Annotated in this window: 15 protein-coding genes; 11 read left to right on the forward strand and 4 right to left on the reverse strand. The window is 46.0% G+C overall.

Annotated elements, in window-relative coordinates; all coding sequences use genetic code 11:
- Positions 1-39: 39 nt before the first annotated feature.
- From NST47_RS15890 to NST47_RS15930, 9 genes are all read left to right on the forward strand, one after another.
- Complete coding sequence (locus tag NST47_RS15890) at positions 40-1,932, forward strand: glucose PTS transporter subunit IIA (protein ID WP_341155999.1); 1,893 nt, start codon at positions 40-42, stop codon at positions 1,930-1,932.
- On the forward strand, positions 1,925-3,658 hold the full coding sequence (gene ptsP, locus NST47_RS15895) for a phosphoenolpyruvate--protein phosphotransferase (RefSeq protein WP_341156000.1): 1,734 nt from the start codon (positions 1,925-1,927) through the stop codon (positions 3,656-3,658). Before NST47_RS15890 ends, ptsP begins: the two co-directional genes overlap by 8 nt.
- 15 nt (positions 3,659-3,673) lie before the next feature.
- Positions 3,674-4,501 (forward strand): SDR family NAD(P)-dependent oxidoreductase, encoded by an 828-nt coding sequence (locus NST47_RS15900; protein WP_341156001.1) that lies wholly within the window; start codon positions 3,674-3,676, stop codon positions 4,499-4,501.
- A gap of 33 nt (positions 4,502-4,534) precedes the next feature.
- Positions 4,535-5,071 carry a type 1 glutamine amidotransferase domain-containing protein gene (locus tag NST47_RS15905; protein WP_341156002.1) on the forward strand — a complete coding sequence of 179 codons (537 nt, stop codon included), beginning with the start codon at positions 4,535-4,537 and terminating at the stop codon, positions 5,069-5,071.
- Position 5,072: 1 nt separating this feature from the next.
- Positions 5,073-5,486, forward strand: a complete 414-nt coding sequence (locus NST47_RS15910; RefSeq protein WP_341156003.1) for a VanZ family protein — start codon at positions 5,073-5,075, stop codon at positions 5,484-5,486.
- 78 nt (positions 5,487-5,564) lie between these two features.
- Positions 5,565-6,002, forward strand: coding sequence for a YgiT-type zinc finger protein (locus NST47_RS15915; protein WP_341156004.1), 438 nt, complete (start codon positions 5,565-5,567; stop codon positions 6,000-6,002).
- Positions 6,003-6,171: 169 nt separating this feature from the next.
- Positions 6,172-7,191 (forward strand): catabolite control protein A, encoded by a 1,020-nt coding sequence (gene ccpA / locus NST47_RS15920; protein ID WP_341156005.1) that lies wholly within the window; start codon positions 6,172-6,174, stop codon positions 7,189-7,191.
- A 142-nt stretch (positions 7,192-7,333) separates the two neighbouring features.
- The gene (locus NST47_RS15925) at positions 7,334-8,035 is read left to right on the forward strand and encodes a 5'-methylthioadenosine/adenosylhomocysteine nucleosidase (protein WP_341156006.1); all 702 of its coding nucleotides are present in this window, start codon (positions 7,334-7,336) and stop codon (positions 8,033-8,035) included.
- 24 nt (positions 8,036-8,059) lie between these two features.
- Positions 8,060-9,442: a glycine--tRNA ligase gene (locus NST47_RS15930; protein ID WP_262686259.1), complete on the forward strand. Its 1,383-nt coding sequence runs from the start codon at positions 8,060-8,062 to the stop codon at positions 9,440-9,442.
- Positions 9,443-9,600: 158 nt separating this feature from the next.
- Here NST47_RS15930 and NST47_RS15935 read toward each other — a convergent pair whose 3' ends face one another.
- Complete coding sequence (locus NST47_RS15935) at positions 9,601-10,779, reverse strand: acetoin utilization protein AcuC (protein WP_341156007.1); 1,179 nt, start codon at positions 10,777-10,779, stop codon at positions 9,601-9,603.
- A gap of 27 nt (positions 10,780-10,806) precedes the next feature.
- Positions 10,807-11,442, reverse strand: a complete 636-nt coding sequence (locus NST47_RS15940) for a GNAT family N-acetyltransferase (protein WP_341156008.1) — start codon at positions 11,440-11,442, stop codon at positions 10,807-10,809.
- 270 nt (positions 11,443-11,712) lie between these two features.
- On the opposite strand from NST47_RS15940, the gene acsA reads away from it, so the two are divergent.
- Positions 11,713-13,437: an acetate--CoA ligase gene (gene acsA, locus NST47_RS15945; RefSeq protein ID WP_341156009.1), complete on the forward strand. Its 1,725-nt coding sequence runs from the start codon at positions 11,713-11,715 to the stop codon at positions 13,435-13,437.
- A gap of 101 nt (positions 13,438-13,538) precedes the next feature.
- On the opposite strand, the gene NST47_RS15950 is transcribed toward acsA, so the two are convergent.
- Complete coding sequence (locus tag NST47_RS15950; protein WP_341156010.1) at positions 13,539-16,835, reverse strand: transglycosylase domain-containing protein; 3,297 nt, start codon at positions 16,833-16,835, stop codon at positions 13,539-13,541.
- Between the two features lie 527 nt (positions 16,836-17,362).
- Between NST47_RS15950 and tyrS the strand changes: the two genes are divergently transcribed.
- Positions 17,363-18,619 carry a tyrosine--tRNA ligase gene (gene tyrS, locus NST47_RS15955; protein WP_341156011.1) on the forward strand — a complete coding sequence of 419 codons (1,257 nt, stop codon included), beginning with the start codon at positions 17,363-17,365 and terminating at the stop codon, positions 18,617-18,619.
- Between the two features lie 120 nt (positions 18,620-18,739).
- Here tyrS and rpsD read toward each other — a convergent pair whose 3' ends face one another.
- Complete coding sequence (gene rpsD / locus NST47_RS15960; RefSeq protein WP_076236022.1) at positions 18,740-19,339, reverse strand: 30S ribosomal protein S4; 600 nt, start codon at positions 19,337-19,339, stop codon at positions 18,740-18,742.
- Positions 19,340-19,496: the final 157 nt, after the last annotated feature.

A 19,496-nucleotide genomic window follows, 5' to 3' on the forward strand; every position in this document is an offset into this window, starting at 1 on the left:
TTACCTTTACCATCGAAATAGAAAGGAGGGATGATTGGCTTGAACTTAATGGGTAGTTTGCAGCAGTTAGGCCGGTCGTTAATGCTTCCGACCATGATACTTCCCGTTGCTGCTATTTTGTTATGGCTTGGAGCTCTTCCGTGGCAAGAAATACATATGTCTCAGTTCGGGGAAATTTTGTTGTTCTGCGGTAACACCATCTTTACGTTCCTTCCTATGATCTTTGCTGTTGGAGTTGCTCTTGGATTAACGGAAAGTGCTGGTATTGCAGGGATGTCGGCACTCATTGGACACTTGATGTTTATACAGGCAACCCGGCATTACTTAGGTGCAGAATTTCATCTTGGTGTTCCTGGAGGTATATTAATCGGTCTTATTGCCGCGATTTTGTTTCATCGCTGTAAAAATATTCAGCTTCCGGAATCGATACAATTTTTCGGTGGACCCCGAATGGTACCATTATTAATGGGCCTTGCTATCTTTATACTTAGCTTGATAACCATTGAAGTGGGTCCATATATGGAGAAGTTTATGGAATGGCTATCCACCGCTATTATCGGGCTGGGGGGCTTTGGCACGTTTGTAAACGGGGTGATCCACCGATTACTGGTGCCATCAGGCTTGCATCACGTGTTTAACAACTTCTTTTGGTTTCAACTCGGCGCTTTTGAGAAGCCAAGTGGTGAATTGGTGTTTGGGGATCTGCCGCGATATTTTGCAGGTGATCCTAATGCTGGAGCATACATGGCAGGTTTGTACCCTATCATGATGTTTGCGCTTCCGGCTATCGCGTTGGCTATTATTCAGGAGGCTCGCGAGGACCTCAAGCCCAAAATCCGCGCAACCTTTATGACGGCTGCTCTGGCATCGTTTTTGACTGGAGTCACAGAGCCGATTGAATTTGCCTTTTTGTTCGTAGCGCCCTATTTATTTGTGATTCACGCACTTCTTTCCGGGCTTTCCATGTGGATTGCGTATGCTTTGAATATCCATCATGGCTTTTCATATTCGGCAGGTGCAATTGATTATATTATCAATTTTCATTTGTCGCATAATGGATGGATGCTGATACCGATTGGCATTGCTTATGGTTTGCTTTATTACTTTTTGTTTCGCTGGGCGATTCGCCGCTTTCGGATTCCGACACCTGGTAGGGAAGAGGGCTCCAAGCTTGAAGAATGGGCAGGTGATATTCCTTACAGGTCTCCACTAATTCTGCAATCCCTCGGAGGCAAGGACAATATCAAGAACATTGAAGCCTGCATTACAAGGCTGAGACTCACCTTAACCAATGATCGATTGATGGACATTGCTGCGCTGAAGCATTTAGGTGCGGCTGGTGTCATCCGATTAGGTGGAGGCAATGTACAGGTTGTGTTTGGCACATACTCCGAGTTAATACGTGAGGAAATCAAAAAGCTGATGCGCAAGGATATTCAGCAAGTGCTGTTCAACGCGCCAATGCAGGGGCAGATGATTCCGCTCGAGGAAGTTCCGGATCAGATTTTTTCCGGTAAGCTTGTCGGGAATGGGGTAGCTTTTATGCCGGAAAAAGGAGAGCTGGTTGCTCCTGTAGCCGGTAAAATCATTATTTTATACCCATCGCTGCACGCAATAGGCATTGAGACCGATGAGGGTCTTGAGGTTCTGCTTCACATTGGAATTGATACCGCACAGCTGCAGGGCAAGTGGTTTACAGCTTTTATCAAGGAAGGCGATAGGGTGGAGGTGGGCCAATTGCTGGTGAAGTTTAATCTGCAAAAGGTGAAAAAAAACTGCAAATCGCTCGCAACTCCTATGCTGATCACGAACGTGGACAAGGTCAAGTCATGGAGCTTCGCGCCTTATAAAGCAGTAAAAAAAGGACAGGCATCCGTAATGTCCGTAGTCATGAAAGAGCCAAGCATAAAGGGAGGAAACGCTCATGGTTGAGGGGATCGGAGCTGCATCAGGTATTGCGATGGGGAAAGCTTTTGTCATACCGACCTGGGAATGGGACTTCCCTGAAAAGCTGATTGATGTGAAGGATCTGGCATTCGAATTTGAACGGTTGTATGATGGAATTCGGAACTCGAAGGATGAAATCGAATGTATCAAACAGGAGTTTGTCACGGTGCTGGGTGACGATAAAACGTCAATTTTTGACGCGCACCTGGCCATTTTGGAAGATCCGATTTTCATGAATGAGGTACAAGGAATCATGCAGCGGCAATATAAAGCGGCTGAGGTTGCGGTTAAAGAGGCCATTGAGAAGTTCGTGAATATGTTTGATCTGCTGGATGATCAATATATGAAGGAAAGAGCTCTGGATATCAAGGATGTCGGCAACAGGCTGTTAAAGCATCTGCTTGGTGCATTGGAAGAAACGATACCACCTAAGGAGCAGCCTTACATTGTCGTTGCCAAAGAGCTTTCTCCATCTGAAATGGTTCATCTGGATACGATTAACGCTCTGGGTCTTGTCACGATGCTCGGTGGACAAACCTCTCATGTGTCCATCATGGCCCGTGCAATGGGCATTCCTTATGTGCTGGGCCTGGAAGGCAAGCTGGCTACGCCTATTCAGAATGGAGATTTTCTTATTATTGACGGTGATGAGGGGCAGGTATACATCAATCCTTCGGAAGAGCAAATTGAAATTTATCGAATACGCAAATCCAATTGGCTGAAAATGCGCGATAAGCTGCAGGTCCTTGCCCATATTCCAACTCAAACCGAGGACGGCGTGGCGGTTCAACTGGCTGCCAATATCAGTACCGTTAAAGAGCTTGATCAGGTGTTGAGCAATGGAGCCTCCGGGGTGGGGCTGTTCCGTACGGAGTTCTTGTATATGGATCGGGATAACTTGCCGCTTGAAGAAGAGCAGTTCAGGGTATATAAGCAGGTCGCCGAAAAGCTTGGCGGCAAGCGTGTAGTGATCCGGACACTTGATATCGGTGGTGATAAAAGCCTCGATTATTTTGCACTTCCCGAGGAGGATAATCCTGCTCTTGGTTATCGCGCTATCCGAATTTCACTGGATCGTATCGATTTGTTCAAAACGCAGCTTCGTGCCATACTACGTGCCAGCTATTATGGCAATGTAAAAATTTTGTATCCGATGATATCATCCATCGAAGAGCTGGATAAAGCAAATGCTGTGCTGGAATCAGCCAAGGAAGAGCTGCGTTCAGAGCAGATTCCTTTTCAGGAACATATTGAAGTAGGGATTATGATTGAAGTTCCTGCAGCCGTCATTATAGCCGATTTGTTAGCACAGAAAGTGAACTTTTTCAGTATCGGAACAAATGATCTCGTACAATATGTGCTTGCAGTGGATCGCATGAATGAGACTGTAGCCCACTTGTATAATCCCTTTCACCCGGCTGTACTGCGGATGCTTAAGAGCACGGTAGAGTCTGCCAAAGCGGCTAATATACACGTCAGCGTATGTGGTGAAATGGCAGGAGACATTCGGGCGCTTCCCATCTGGCTTGGTCTGGATGTTAAAGAATTGAGCATGTCAATACAGTCCATATTACGTGTTAAAAACAGCCTGCTGCAAAGCCACTTCAATCAAAGCTCGAACATATGGGAACAATTGCTTCGATGCAGCACAAGTACTGCCGTGATTGATTTGTTAAACAAGCATTTGCATGAGGATGTCATAGCGAAGTAACCGATAGGTAGATCGTTGACAAGAGGAGAGGCAGGGGTTCGGATGGATCTCGGACTTGGCGGTAAAATTGCGATTGTTACGGGGGCAAGTGCCGGAATTGGACTTGCATGCTCCAAGGCGCTGTATAAAGAAGGGGCTTCTGTCGTTATGGTGGCTCGGGATTCGGTACGCTTGCAGAAAGCCGTCGATTCTTTCGTGGAAAATTATACTGCAGAGAGTCCCTCACGTATTGTGATGGTGGCTGGTGATATGGGAGATCCTGCTACAAGCAGAACGGTTGTTTCTACTGCCTTGGATCGTTATGGTCGCATTGATATTGTAATCAATAATGCAGGCTCGGCGAAGGCAGGAGCATTTTTCGAGTTATCCGAAGATGTATTCACAGAAGCCTGGAATTTAAAGCTGCTCGGCTACATACGCATGGTCAAGGAGGCTGCGCCCTATATGATCAGTCAAAAGGATGGTCGTATTGTGAATATCATCGGCGGTGCGGGCAGAACGCCAAGCCCTACCTTTTTGGCAGGCAGTACGGCTAATGCTGCTCTGCTTAATTTTACAAGAGGGATTTCCAAGGAATTGGCTAAATCCAATGTCAGAATCAATGCGATCTCACCAGGTTCGACAGCAACGGAAAGGTCAGAGACATTGACCCGGCAGCATGCACAGGCCAACGGTATCAGTTATGATGATCAAAAGATGGTTATGAATAAGTCAATACCGCTCGGGCATCTGGTGGACCCTGATGAAATAGCATCCATGGCTTTGCTGCTTGTATCTGACCGCGTGCCTTCCATCACGGGCACTGAAATCGTTATTGACGGTGGACAACAGCCAGGCGTATGAACATACCTATGAAACAATGGAGGGATTATTACAATGGTATTACAAGGATATAAAGTGCTTGCTTTTGTAGATGAAGAATTTGAGGATTTGGAAATGTGGTACCCTGTACTGCGTCTCCGCGAAGCGGGAGCTGAGGTCCATCTTGTCGGACCATCCGCTAATAAAGTATTTTACGGCAAATATGGGGTGCCGTTGACAACCGAATATGCTTTCGATGAGGTTCAATCCAAGGATTATATCGGACTCTATGTTCCGGGGGGCTGGGCACCTGACAAGCTTCGTCGCTATGCTGATGTACTGCGCTTGACTCGAGAGTTCCACGAGGCCGTGAAGCCGATCGCCCATATTTGCCATGCTGGTTGGGTACTAGCTTCCGCCAAAATATGTCTGGGATATACGATGACATCCACACCTGGAATCAAGGATGACCTTGAGAATGCCGGTGCAATCTGGATCGATGAGGAAGTCGTGGTTGACCGTAATATTGTTTCTGGTCGGAGACCTCCTGATCTTCCTGCTTTTATGAAGGCCTATATTCAGGTGCTTGCCGAATATACAACGAAGCATTGACATGAGAATTACCGTTCGGTTTCTGCCTGCTTTTCTGTGGATGCTAGCTATCTTCTATTTGTCTGCAAGAACGGGAGATGATATGGGGGGCTGGCTTGGCCAGTTTCAACGTTTCATTCCATTTATGGAAGGGCTGGATTGGGGGCATTTTCTTGCTTATTTTATTCTGTCCCTGACCTATGCCTGGGCTTTTGGAATTCATAGGTTGACATGGGTTATCAAATTAGCAGTTGTATTGTTATGTACGCTGTATGGAGTTACAGATGAGATTCATCAATCCTTTGTGCCTGGTCGTACTCCAGATGTGATGGATATTCGCAATGATGCCATCGGAGCTGCTTTGGCAATGCTTTTCGTAACTATACCGAGCATTCGTGTTCGGTTTGAAAGATGGAAAGGTGCTAAATATTACTAGCCTGAATCGAGAAGGATTTTACCTCTGGAAGTAGAATAATTCTAGAAGGTCATAACAGCGTAAGGTCCTGCTGGAGCGATGAGGGAGTGGTATGAGTTGCATAAGCAATGCAAATGTGGCAGCACCATGAATATAAAGCTGCGTACTGTCATTTATAAAAACAAGATTGAGATTGAGAATGTTCCGGTTTTTTCTTGTGAAGACTGTCGCCGAAGCGAAGTGCTTGCAGAGGTGAAGAGCGAGTTGACTGGAGTGATTGGAAAGTTGGAACAGACGACAAATAAGCAGCATATTCATTTTAATGATATCAGTGAAATTGCTCATCTGATGTTTAAAGTGACAGAGAAGCAGTATGCAACAGATCCGGTCGAAAAGATTGTAGAAGAGCGTATCAATGAACTGCTGGATCTGCTGCTGCTTGCCCAATCGTTACAGGATGAGCCCTGGGTAGAGGATGTCCGCAAGCGGCTCGAGCAAATCTCCAAGCAATCATTATCATTGAATGATTCTCCATAAGTAACGTAAATTGTGAAGTCAACTGTCTTGCAGTTGGCTTTTTTTGTGTTTTTTTGATACTATAAATGAAAGAAATCGTTCCTTTCATTGCGAAAAACCGTATTTTGTCGTATGATAAAATCAAATTAGTAAAGCACGCTGTTTTAATACACTTTACATACTGGAGAGAATGTCCGTGACTGTAACCATTTATGATGTAGCCAGAGAAGCAGGCGTTTCCATGGCAACCGTATCGAGGGTTGTGAATAACAATCCCAACGTGAAGCCGCAAACGCGCAAGAAGGTATTTGAAGCCATCGAACGTCTCGGTTACCGCCCAAATGCCGTAGCCAGAGGACTAGCCAGCAAGAAGACAACAACGGTTGGCGTTGTGATTCCCGACATTTCCAACACTATTTTTTCAGAGCTTGCTAGAGGTATTGAAGATATTGCGAACATGTATCACTATAACATCATATTGTGTAATGCAGATAAGAAGAAGGAAAAAGAAATACGTGTTATCAACACATTATTGGAGAAGCAGGTTGACGGTTTGTTGTTTATGGGCGGGGCTGTAACGGACGAGCACCTTCAAGCGTTCAAAACATCGTCGGTTCCGATTGTATTATGTGCTACCAAGGATGACAATAATGCATTTGCTTCTGTAGACATTGATCATGAGCAGGCCGCCTTTGACGCAGTGAATTTATTGATCCAGAATGGGCACCGCAACATTGCTATGATCTCGGGAACGCTGCAGGATCCTGCTAATGGATTTGCCCGTTACCAAGGCTACAAGAGGGCGCTTGAGGCTGCCGATATTCCACTTCGTGAGGATTACGTAAGGATAGGGAACTATCGTTATGAATCCGGATTGGAAGTTGCCAAGCATTTTCTGGAGCTGAGTGAGCGTCCAACGGCGATTTTTGCAGCGACGGATGAAATGGCGATCGGTGCGATGCACACGTTGCTGGATAGTGGTTTACGTGTACCGGAAGATGTATCTGTCATTAGTGTAGATAACATTCGTATGGCTTCCATGGTAAGGCCTCAGTTAACGACGGTTGCAATGCCAATGTACGATATTGGCGCAGTGTCGATGAGACTGCTAACGAAACTGATGAACAAAGAGACCAAGGATGCTTCGGAACTCATGCAGGTAATTTTACCCCATGAGCTTATTCATAGAAATTCGGTGGCTCATCTCTAATATGAGCCTCCTTTCTTTTTATGGGGCATTTAAGAGTTCGTAGAACAAGCAACGCCAAGGGAACTGGGGCGCAAGCTCAGCTTCACAAGATGATGCGAGTTTCGCTTGTTCAGCGGCAATACTTTCTTAGGAGGATACCCTTTTGTCTTATGGTAAAATTGGCATTATAGGTGCAATGAAAGAAGAAATCGCATTATTTCTAGAGCACATGGAGCAGGTTGAGACTACGGAAAAAGCCCGAATTCAATTTCTGGAGGGGCTCTTGCATAACCAAAGAATCGTATTGTGCAAATCGGGTGTCGGCAAAGTTAATGCTGCGGTGACCACTCAAATATTGATTGATACATATGGAGTCGATTCGATTATATTTACAGGAGTTGCCGGGGCAGTTCATCCGGATTTAAATGTTGGAGATATCGTTATTTCTTCCGAGCTGATGCAGCATGATATGGATGTTACGGCGTTAGGATTTCCGCGTGGGACGATTCCTTATGAAGAAGTCTCATTGTTTGTATCGGATGAACGTCTCAAGCAAGCAGCGCTTGATGCCAGCAATGAGCTTTTTCCTGGCCAGGTTCAAGTAGGCAGGGTGTTGTCTGGTGATCAGTTCATTGCCAGCCGAGACACCGTAGCCAAGCTATATAGTGAGCTGCAGGGGGCGTGCACCGAAATGGAGGGAGCCGCTGTTGCACAGGTATGTGCAATGAACAGTATCCCGCAGGTCGTGATCCGTTCGATGTCGGATAAAGCCGATGGATCGGCAGAAGTGAATTTTGCACAATTTACATTGCAGGCATCCGAGAATTCATATCGAATTGTCGATCATATGCTGAAGCATTTGTAACCATATAGAAGGAGAGAACGAATCATGACAGTTAGCATGGAACAGGTTGTAGCTTTAGCTAAGCATAGAGGTTTTATTTTCCCGGGATCAGAGATATATGGCGGATTAGCCAACACTTGGGATTACGGCCCGCTTGGTGTTGAATTGAAAAATAATATTAAAAAAGCCTGGTGGAAAAAGTTTATTCAGGAATCTCCATTCAACGTAGGCTTGGATGCAGCTATTCTGATGAACCCACAAGCATGGGTGGCCTCGGGTCACGTAGGTAACTTTAATGATCCTATGATCGACTGTAAACAGTGTAAAGCTCGCCATCGCGCGGATAAAATTATTGAAAATGCCTTAGATGCAAAAGGGATTGAAATGGTTGTCGACGGCTTGTCATTCGATCAAATGAGTGCTTTGATGGTTGAGCACCATATTGTATGTCCGGATTGCGGTGCTTTTGATTACACGGAAATACGTCAGTTCAACCTGATGTTCAAAACTTTTCAAGGTGTGACTGAAGCCAGCTCGAATGTTGTCTACATGCGTCCGGAAACGGCGCAAGGCATCTTCGTTAATTTCAAAAACGTACAGCGTACGATGAGAAAGAAGCTCCCGTTCGGTATTGGACAAATCGGTAAAAGCTTCCGTAACGAGATCACTCCAGGTAACTTTACGTTCCGTACCCGCGAGTTCGAGCAAATGGAGCTTGAATTTTTCTGTAAGCCTGGCGAAGATATGCAGTGGTTTGAGTACTGGAGAAACTATTGCTTCCAATGGCTGCTTAATCTTGGATTGAAAGAAAACAATATCCGTATGAGAGATCATTCTGATGATGAGCTGTCTCATTACAGTAATGCAACTTCGGACATCGAATTCAAATTTCCTTTTGGATGGGGAGAGCTGTGGGGCATTGCAGACCGTACCGACTACGATCTGAAGCAGCATATGCAGCACTCGGGCGAGGATTTTAACTATATCGACCAAGAGAGCAGTGACCGCTATGTTCCTTATTGTATCGAGCCTTCGCTTGGGGCTGACCGGGTTACACTGGCATTTTTGATTGATGCTTATGAAGAGCAACAGCTGGAAGGCGATGACAGCCGGACGGTATTGCGCTTCCATCCCGCTTTGGCGCCAATCAAGGCGGCAATATTCCCGCTGTCCAAAAAGCTCTCAGAGGGTGCTCAGAGCGTGTTTGAGGGGCTATCCAAACATTTCATGGTTGATTATGATGAATCAGGATCAATCGGCAAAAGATATCGTCGTCATGATGAGATCGGTACACCTTTCTGCATCACATACGATTTTGACTCCGAGCAGGATGGTCAAGTGACGGTGAGACATCGCGATTCGATGGAACAAACAAGAATGCCGATCAGCGAGCTGAAGGCGTTTATCGAAGAAAAGATTCAGTTTTAAATAATACGTATACGCATGTACAAAAGCCTGCCTCCATATATGTGGAAAGCGGGCTTTTGTGTTACCTATTTTACTTTGAAATAGCAGATCCGATTGGCTCTGATTCTACCTGATTACCTGATTAGGGGGAGGAGCACTTCGCCTCAACATACCCTTGGTCATGGCAAATAAAGCGCAGCTAATTCCTTGATATGGCGATTCTTCAATGTGATTTCATGACGGCGAGGCATGGGTTCCCATTCATCTGTACAATCCAGCCAAGTAGTAGGCAGCATGACAGGGCACTCGTTTTGCCACTGGGACAGCCAAGCTGATGGTAGTTTTAGCGTTGGGTCCTGCTCTACCTGGCCAATTAGCGGATGATCGTTCATTTCAAGCCAGAGGAGACTCCAGGCGCGAGGAACGACCCGCCAAATATCGTATCCGCCGCCGCCGAGCGCTACCCAACGCCCCTCGCAGTACTGATGAGCAAGCCGGTGGATCAGCCGCGGCATCGCTTTGTAAATGTTCATGCTGCAGTGGATGTGGGATAAGGGATCATATGCATGGGCATCACAGCCGTGCTGGGACACGATCAGATCGGGCTTGAAATGGTCGATAGCCTTGTTAAGAATCTCCTCCAGACATTCCAGCCACGAGGCATCCTCGGTATAAGGCTCCAAGGGAATATTGATACAGGTCCCGAATGCAAGGCCTTCACCACGTTCATTAACGGCACCAGTCCCAGGAAATAGATATTTTCCGGTTTCATGGATGGATACGGTGCATACTTCCGGGTCGGTGTAAAAGCTCCATTGTACGCCATCGCCATGATGAACGTCTGTATCGATATACAATACACGCGCGCCGTACTGCTTCTTGGCATGCTCAATGGCTACAGACGCGTCATTATACACACAGAAGCCGGCACCCTTGTTAGATAATGCATGATGGAGTCCGCCTCCCAAGTGCAAGGCATGCGAGGAGCGTCCGCTCATTACGGTATCGACAGCCAGGAGGGAGCCTCCAACCACTGTCGAGGTTATGGCATGCATACCCTGAAAAAAAGGCGTATCCTCCGTATCCAGTCCATAACGGCTGGCCTGATTAACGACCTCCGGGTTTGGCGCTGCTTCACTTAGTAATTTTACTTCGCTTACATAGTCAGCACTGTGAACGGCTAACAGCTGCTCATCAAGGGCTGCGGACGGAGATAATATAGCTTGATCAGGCAGCGTATCCAGACTACGCAGCAAATCAACGGTCAGCGTCAGCCGCTTTTGATTGAAGGGATGATCCTCATTAAAGCGATATCCCGTTTCACTTTCATCATAAATAAAAAAAGCTGGAATCGTCATCATTTACGCCCCCGGGTATGGATACAATCAGTACATAAAACGTTGTTGAAATCGGACACGATCAAACTGCTCAACGGAAGTCAATGGCACCTGTTTACCGACACGTACCATCAGACAGTTTGCGGGATGTGAGCATATTTCGGGATCATCCGTAGCAAACCAAACCATATCTACACTCTGCATCAGTTTTTCCATCATTTTGCGGTAATCCCACACATTCAACCCGCTTTTTTCCAGATCCCAGTGCCAATAATATTCAGTAGTAAAAGTAATCACATTTTCCAGTTGGCCATCCTCAAAGGCAAGACGGATCATACGTTTTCCGAGTCCAAGACCGCGATAATCATCGGCAACCTCGATAGCTCCTAATTCTACTAAATCCTCCATATGACCTTGCGACCAGCGTTCCATTTCGTCCGCATAATGAAAGGTTACATAACCAATGATGAGATCTTCAATCCTTGATACAATGATGCGGCCTTCTGGAAGCTCGGCGATTTCAACGAGAGCAACGAACTGCTCGGGAGGACGTCGAAACGCATCCAGATCGGGATGCATCCGGTATTGAGCTAGTTGTTCAGGCGGAACAGGGCCTTCTACAACAATCGAAGAAGAATTGCTGCTTGGGACAAGCTGCGAATGGTATATTTTTATATGCTGCATGCCGTTCTTCTCCTTTCAGAGATAAAGCGAGGTTCATAGGTTACCTTATCGCAGATTATAGCATGTGTGGTAGTTTCTTGGAAGCCGTCAGGCCGAGCCAGCTGCACGGGAGAGACGCAGTAGATAGGTAACCCAAAATTTTGTGTAAGAAGGGTTAGTCGGATAAAACGGGATATGGTATAATAGCCATTGTATAAAAACTATCGCTTCGATAAGGGGCTTGTAAGCGTTTTATCGAGATCAATCGTTAAAATTCAGGAGGCACTTGATATGGATCATACGAATATTGAGAGTATTGAAGCTGTTTCGACAACATCGAATATGAAAGATTATGAACAGGAACGTGCAAATTTCAGTTGGGAACAGATTGAACAACAGTTTACCTGGTCGACTACGGGAAAGGTAAATGCCGCATATGAGGCTATTGACAGACACACCGAGTCTTCCAGAAAGGATAAAATTGCTCTTCATTATAGTGATGACAAGCGTGAAGAATCCTATACGTATCAACAGATGAAGGAGCAATCCAATCGGTTTGGGAACGTACTGCGCAAGCTCGGCATCACCAAGGGAGAGCGTGTATTTATTTTTATGCCGCGCACGCCTGAGCTCTATTTTGCATTGCTTGGCTCGATTAAGGTAGGGGCAGTGGTAGGCCCGTTGTTCGAAGCCTTCATGGAAACTGCAGTTAGAGATCGTCTGCAGGATAGTGGTGCCATTGCCATCGTAACAACACCTCAGCTTGTATCGAGAATCCCTGTAGCCGAGCTTCCCGATTTGAAGCATATTATTATTGTTGGCGATAATCTTGAACTATCCGAGGGACAAGTCGATTTCCGCAAGGAAATGGCGCAAGCGACAGATCAGTTGGATATTGAGTGGCTGGACCGTGAGGATGGTTTATTGATTCACTATACTTCAGGTTCAACAGGCAAGCCCAAAGGTGTATTTCATGCGCATAATGCGATGCTGCAGCACTACTACACCGGCCGTGTAGTACTTGATTTGCAGGAAACGGATGTATATTGGTGTACAGCGGATCCAGGCTGGGTTACGGGGACCTCTTATGGAATATTCGGTCCCTGGTTGAATGGGGCTACCAATGTTATTCGTGGCGGTCGCTTCAGTCCACAGGACTGGTATCGTACTCTGGAGAAATACGGTGTAACCGTTTGGTACAGCGCTCCAACTGCCTTTAGAATGCTAATGGGAGCTGGGGATGAGGTATCCACAAGCTTTGATTTATCTAAGCTTCGCCATGTACTGAGTGTAGGAGAACCGTTAAACCCTGAAGTGGTTCGTTGGGGGTTAAAGGTGTACAACCAACGGATTCACGATACATGGTGGATGACGGAGACGGGCGGGCAATTAATTTGCAATTACCCTTGCATGGCTATACGTCCAGGCTCTATGGGTAAGCCGCTTCCAGGTATTGAAGCTTCAATTGTTGATGACTCCGGCAATGTTCTTCCTCCTTACAGGATGGGCAATTTGGCAATTAAGACGCCTTGGCCTTCCATGATGCGTAAAATCTGGAACAACCCTGCCAAATACGAAGAATACTTCCGTATACCAGGCTGGTATATTTCAGGCGACTCCGCCTATTATGACGAAGATGGTTACTTTTGGTTTCAAGGTCGTGTGGATGATGTCATCAATACCGCAGGCGAGCGGGTAGGTCCGTTTGAAGTAGAAAGCAAGCTGGTTGAGCATCCGGCCGTAGCTGAAGCAGGAGTGATAGGTAAACCAGACCCGATGCGCGGTGAAATTATTAAAGCATTCATCGCATTGCGTGAAGGCTATACAGCCTCTGATGAGCTGAAGGCGGAAATATCCAAGTTTGTAAAAGAAGGGCTGTCAGCACATGCAGCGCCTCGTGAAATTGAATTCAAAGATAAGCTTCCCAAAACACGCAGCGGCAAAATTATGCGTCGAGTTCTTAAAGCTTGGGAACTGAATCTGCCTACCGGAGACTTGTCAACGATAGAAGATTAATAGCATTCGCTTGATATTGAAAAGTTTTACAATAAAAATACCCTTTCGTGATCTTAAGTTCATCTACATGAACATTGATCGCGAAAGGGTATTTTGTTTATTTACTTTTTAAATCTGACTGCAGCCGACTGCTTCGATTCACCTAAATCGTTCGCAGCCGCTATCTTATAAAAGCCATCATAAACTGCTGCATAATATCGGAATTCCGTACCGCTGCTTATCGTGCCAAGTTTGCTGTAAGCACCTGTTTCTTTGTCGCTGTAAAAAATGGTGTACTGCTTAACCTTGTCTTTGGCTGCATTGGCTTTCCAGCTTATGACTAGGCCAGCTTCAACCGCTTTGATGGACATGCCTGAAGGCGTTTCAGGGACTGCTAGCGGCGGTCCTGGAGAAAATAAAGAGTCTCCCTGATTGGCAGTACCTGGAGTTGAACCATTATTGGTACCGTTGTTGTTAGTACCTGTTCCTGGATTGACTGTTCCATCGGTGCCTGTTCCTGGTTTACCTGCACCATTATTACTGCCATTTCCTGTGCCTGGTGGAGCCGTACCTGAGCCTGTTGCTGTGTTTCCGCCTGTTGAAGTAGCTCCTGTAGGACTACCCGTCAATGGAGGCGGTAGAATAGCTCCAGATACGTCAGGGATGAGTGACAAAGGATCCACAATAGAACCATCTGTAAAGGAGGCTTTGCTTGGAGCCGATTCTTGACCTCCAACATCCACTGCAGTTACATAATATCCGAATACACCATTTCCTGCAGCCTGATCTGTGAATTTGGTTTCTTCGCCTGCAAATGTAATTTTGCCGCCAAGACGCTCGAAAGGACCGCGATTGAGAGAACGGTATAAACGATAACCAACGGTATCCGGACTGCTGCTAGCTTGAAATGTAATAACGCTTGTATCGCCCGCACGAGTTGCCACAACGGTGATAGGTGAAACAGGTGGCTTGCCGTCATCAACCCGCGGATCATTCTCTGTTGGAGCATCATCCTCGTAATCAATGGGACGGTAATGATCGATGGAACGACGACGATCAGGTGAGACCTTTTGCATAATTTCCTGAATTTGCTTGAGAATCCCACTAACCGATTTTTCGCGTTTGATTACTGTTTTTTCGGTCACGAATTCGGCAGGGGTGGATTCCTGAGCGACGTAGTTAATTCCGTTAAATGGAATAATCGATAGATTTATAAATACGTTATCCTCAACAGTGGGAATATACTTCCTGTTGAATAAATCAGTTACCAGCTTCCCGGATTTGGACGATGCTGCACTTGGAAGCTTTCCTGAATATCCGGAAACCGTCATTTCAACAATATTTTCTGGCCGCTTGAATGTCTTGGTTGGAAAGTATTCAGGCTTTTTATTAATAGCTTCATTCATAACTAACGCCCAGATGTTCTTGGCACGCGAGGTGCCTCCTGTGCGACTGCTTAGTTTGTGAACAGGAGAATCGTAGCCGGCCCAGACACCTAATGTAATATCTGGCGTGTAGCCCATGAACCAGGCATCGGCATCATCCTGTGTTGAGCCCGTTTTACCAACAATAGCGATTTTTCCATATTGTTTAAATTTGCTCATCAAATCTGTTGCTGTACCAGCCGTAACCACCGTTCTCATCATATCTGTCATCAGATAGGCAGTCTGCTCGGAGAATAGAGGAGTCGGTTTGGTTTCATGCTCATAAATAACTTTTCCTGTGGAGTCGGTGATTTGTTGAATCATGAACGCTTCATTATGGACGCCCTTATTGGAAATCGTGTTGTAGGCGTTCGTTAATTCTTTGACCGAAACTCCATTACGCATCCCGCCAATAACTCCTGTTTGTGCGGAGTAATCTTCTTTGGCAATGGATGTAATCCCCATTTTTTTGGCTAAATCCCACGCGTTCTCAATGCCGACAATATCCAAAAATATTTTGATGGCCGGTATATTGTAGGATTGATTGAAGGCTCTACGTGCTGTGATTAAACCATGGAACTGGTTATCCCAATTCTCCGGTATATGATAGCTGCCTCGGTCTTTCAAGAGAATAGGAACATCGTCAATAATCGAACCAGGCTGTATGGCGCCTTTTTCCATAGCCGGAATGAAAGCAGCAATTGGTTTCATTGCCGAACCTGGTTGACGGTAAGCTTGAGTAGCATGATTCATTTGCTCCGTAAAGAAGTCACGGCCTTCCATCATGCCAAGAATAGCCCCGCTCTTCGAATCCATCATAACAGCCCCGATTTGTTCTACGCCCTTAACAGGGTCATCTGGAGTGAAATTGTCAGGATTTTCGGCAATATCGCGCATGGACTCATAAATATCCTTGTCGAGCGTCGTGTAAATTTTGTAGCCTGCCCGCCCTAATTGGGATTGGGTATTTCTCAAAGCTTCGTTGTAAGCATCAGAATTCGGCTGTGCGCTCAGCTTCGGATCCTGAACAGACAGGATAGCTTTGGCAGCAGCCTTTTCCATTTCGATCATCAGATAAGGATAGGTGGAGTAAGCCTTTTTAACCGGTTCTGCCAATGAACCCTGCAGGTCAAAATCCAGTGCCTCTTGGTATTGCTGCTGATTGATCTTGTTTTCTTCCAGCATACGCCGCAGTACGAGCTGTTGTCTGGTAGTGGCACGTTTGAACGCAGCTCCGTCGAATTGTCCCTTGCTTGAAAATGCAGAATAATTGCTTGGAAGCTGAGGGACACCCGCTAAATAGGCAGCTTGGGCGATGTTGAGCTCCTTTAAATCAGTGATATTGAATATCCCTTTGGCTGCCGCTTTGATCCCGTAGGCATTGTAACCGGACGAACCATTTCCATAAGGGATTTTGTTCAAATAAGCGAGCAGGATTTCATCTTTCGACATCAGTCTTTCCATCCGCATCGCCAAAAAGATTTCCTTGGCTTTCCGGCTATCCTCGCGATCCAGTGTCAAAAACACACGCCGTGCGAGCTGCTGGGTTATCGTACTGCCTCCTGTTTGAATATCTTGCTTCATCAGCTTTTGATAAATGGCTCTTGCTGTTCCTTTAAAATCTATACCATTGTGCTCGTAAAAATTTTTGTCTTCAATGGCAAAGACGGCATCAATAACTTGTGGAGGAATGTCTTCGAGCTTGGCCATAAGCCTGTCTTCTTCTCCACGGAGCTGCCCGATAATGGAGCCATCATTGAAATAAACAAAGCCCGAGAGTGCGTTTTCCTGAACCTGTGCGGTCATGGATTCCTTACTTCGGATAGGTTCATCCTTGACGAGTGCGGAGACATAACCAAAGGCCACACCGCCTCCCAAAAATCCGGCTATTACGCAAATGATCAGTATCCACTTGAAGGTGATGAGCGTATATTTGACGATACTCCATATTACATGCCAAGCTGTAGATTTCTTTTTCTCCGTTTCCATCTCCATACCGATAACAATTCCTCCCGATTTTGGAACGACATACGTGGTTTATTATACCACAAAGGAACTCACGATGGACACTAGTGTTCGACAATTACTTCAGTATTACGTTTGACAACGCAATGAGGTTATGATATAAATCATGTAACCATATATGGAAAAATGCATTGATGGACTTTAGTATGGGCTTCCTTACAGAGCTCATACAGCAGTAGAATAGGGTACACAGCTTGGCAGAGAGTCGGTGGGTGGTGCGAACCGATACTTGATCTTATTCGAATTACCGTCCGGAGCAGGGAAAGGGAACGCATGGGATGATGCTCAGATTTTGTCGAGACATTCTCAATGTCAGTAGCTTTCTGTCGGGTTAGACCCGTTATCGTTGTCGAGTGAAAGCTTAGGCAAAGCTGCATTTGTTGCAGGCTTTAGTGCCGGCTTTAATTAGGGTGGTACCGCGAGCAATAGCCTTCTCGTCCCTTGTGGATGAGAGGGCTTTTTTGTATGCATGCATATTATTGAGGAGGCAGCAGATTATGGCAAAATGGGAAGAGCTAACAGCAGAGCAGCAGCAGGAAGTGGAAAGGCAGCTGTCGTGGATTCGTCGCGGTGTAGTTGAAATTGTACCGGAGGATGAGCTTAAACAAAAGATTATCGGATCTGTGGTCACAGGCAAACCGTTGAAAGTAAAGCTGGGCTTAGATCCATCTGCTCCCGATATTCACATCGGTCACACGGTAGTTTTGCATAAGCTCCGCCAGTTTCAGCAGCTGGGACATCAAGTGCAGTTGATCATCGGGGATTTCACAGGGCGTATCGGTGACCCGACAGGTAAATCGGAAACACGCAAGCAGTTGACCGAAGAGGACGTCAAACGTAACGCTGAGACATACCAGAAGCAAATCTACAAAATTCTCGATGCTGACAAAACCCAGCTTTACTACAACTCTGAGTGGCTTGGGCCGATGAGCTTTGTAGATGTTGTCCAGCTGTCAGCCAAAGTTACCGTGGCACGTATGATGGAACGGGACGATTTTTCCAAGCGTTATGCAACGGGGCAAGCCATCCATGTTCATGAATTTTTCTACCCGCTGATGCAGGGGTACGATTCAGTTGCGTTGAAAAGTGACGTAGAGCTGGGAGGAACAGATCAGAAATTCAACTTGCTGATGGGACGTACGCTGCAAAAAGAATATGGTGTTACCGCTCAGGTAACCATTATGACTCCTCTCTTGGAGGGGTTGGATGGTGTTAATAAAATGAGCAAAAGCCTTGGTAATTACATCGGAATCGATGAGGAGCCTAATCAAATATACGGAAAAGCCATGTCTATTCCCGACGAGCTGATGCCCAAATATTATGAGCTGGCAACAAGCATGAGTAATGAGGATCTGAAGCTGCTGCAAGAAGGTCTGCTTGACGGCAAGGTTCATCCCCGTGATGCCAAGATGCAGCTGGCGCGCACGTTTGTAAGCATGTATCACGGAGAGCAAGCAGCAAGCATGGCACAGCAGCACTTTGTTACCGTATTTCAACAGCGCGCGCTGCCCGAGGATATCGAGGAATTTGTAGTAGCTGCAGATGCTCTGGAGGATGGTCAAATCGGTATTATAAAGCTGTTGGTAACACTGGGACTCTCTGCTTCAAACAGTGAAGCTCGTCGCAGCATACAGCAGGGCGGAGTCAAGATTAATGAGCAAAAAATCGAGGACTTGAACATCAGCCTTACTTTGCAGGAAGACGATATCATTCAGGTGGGCAAGCGTAAATTTGCCAAAATTAAGCTGGGCTAATACAAGTCATACAAATTCAGGCTAATCCTTAATTTAGAAGATAGTCGAGCAGGTAGAAGATGAACAAAAAAACTGGATGCGAAGGGCATCCAGTTTTTTGTATCTGATTGAAAGAAGGAATTAACGGCTGTAGAACTCGACGATTTGCTTTTCGTCAATTTCTTGTGGAAGCTCGGAACGATCTGGTAAACGAGTAAATTTACCTTCTTGAGCAGCTTCGTTATATTCAACATAAGCGGGCAAGTAGTTACGGTTAGCCAAAGCTTCTTTAACGGAAGCAATGTTACGGCTTCTTTCACGAAGGCTTACTACATCACCAATGCTTAGTGTGTAAGAAGCGATGTCTACTTTTTTACCGTTAACAGTAATGTGACCATGAGCGACCAATTGGCGAGCTCCTGCACGGGAGTGAGCAAAGCCGAGACGGTAAACAAGGTTGTCCAAACGGCTTTCCAACAAGATCATGAAGTTTTCACCTGAGATACCTTGTTGTTTGCTTGCTTTGTCGAACAAGTTGCGGAACTGCTTCTCGTTCATACCATACATGTGGCGAAGCTTTTGCTTCTCTTGAAGCTGAATACCATAACCGCTCAATTTTTTTCGTTGTCCTGGGCCATGTTGACCTGGAGGGAAAGGACGTTTCAATTCTTTACCGGAACCGCTTAGGGAAATACCCAGACGACGGCTTAATTTAAATTTTGGGCCTGTGTAGCGTGACATGTATACGAGCTCCTTCGTTCCATTAATGGATTTAATTTTTGTTTGTAGGTTTTTTTCGGGTGAAGCATGTGCCCAATTTTGTTTGAAGCCATAAGCGAAAAGTATCGCTCGGCATCTGTCAGGAGTCACAGCCGCTGTCCTGCTAGCAACAAAATCG

Origin of the sequence: Paenibacillus sp. FSL H8-0034, from assembly GCF_038000305.1 — a bacterium.
Lineage (GTDB): Bacteria > Bacillota > Bacilli > Paenibacillales > NBRC-103111 > Paenibacillus_S.

What these genes read in the sequence shown, in the direction of transcription:
- ptsP (WP_341156000.1), top strand. Translation starts at nt 1,925, where the DNA reads ATGGTTGAGGGGATCGGAGCTGCATCAGGTATTGCGATGGGGAAAGCT.
- NST47_RS15905 (WP_341156002.1), top strand. Translation starts at nt 4,535, where the DNA reads ATGGTATTACAAGGATATAAAGTGCTTGCTTTTGTAGATGAAGAATTT.
- NST47_RS15910 (WP_341156003.1), top strand. Translation starts at nt 5,073, where the DNA reads ATGAGAATTACCGTTCGGTTTCTGCCTGCTTTTCTGTGGATGCTAGCT.
- NST47_RS15915 (WP_341156004.1), top strand. Translation starts at nt 5,565, where the DNA reads ATGAGGGAGTGGTATGAGTTGCATAAGCAATGCAAATGTGGCAGCACC.
- ccpA (WP_341156005.1), top strand. Translation starts at nt 6,172, where the DNA reads ATGTCCGTGACTGTAACCATTTATGATGTAGCCAGAGAAGCAGGCGTT.
- NST47_RS15930 (WP_262686259.1), top strand. Translation starts at nt 8,060, where the DNA reads ATGACAGTTAGCATGGAACAGGTTGTAGCTTTAGCTAAGCATAGAGGT.
- NST47_RS15935 (WP_341156007.1), bottom strand. Translation starts at nt 10,779, where the DNA reads ATGACGATTCCAGCTTTTTTTATTTATGATGAAAGTGAAACGGGATAT.
- NST47_RS15940 (WP_341156008.1), bottom strand. Translation starts at nt 11,442, where the DNA reads ATGCAGCATATAAAAATATACCATTCGCAGCTTGTCCCAAGCAGCAAT.
- acsA (WP_341156009.1), top strand. Translation starts at nt 11,713, where the DNA reads ATGGATCATACGAATATTGAGAGTATTGAAGCTGTTTCGACAACATCG.
- NST47_RS15950 (WP_341156010.1), bottom strand. Translation starts at nt 16,835, where the DNA reads ATGGAGATGGAAACGGAGAAAAAGAAATCTACAGCTTGGCATGTAATA.
- tyrS (WP_341156011.1), top strand. Translation starts at nt 17,363, where the DNA reads ATGGCAAAATGGGAAGAGCTAACAGCAGAGCAGCAGCAGGAAGTGGAA.
- rpsD (WP_076236022.1), bottom strand. Translation starts at nt 19,339, where the DNA reads ATGTCACGCTACACAGGCCCAAAATTTAAATTAAGCCGTCGTCTGGGT.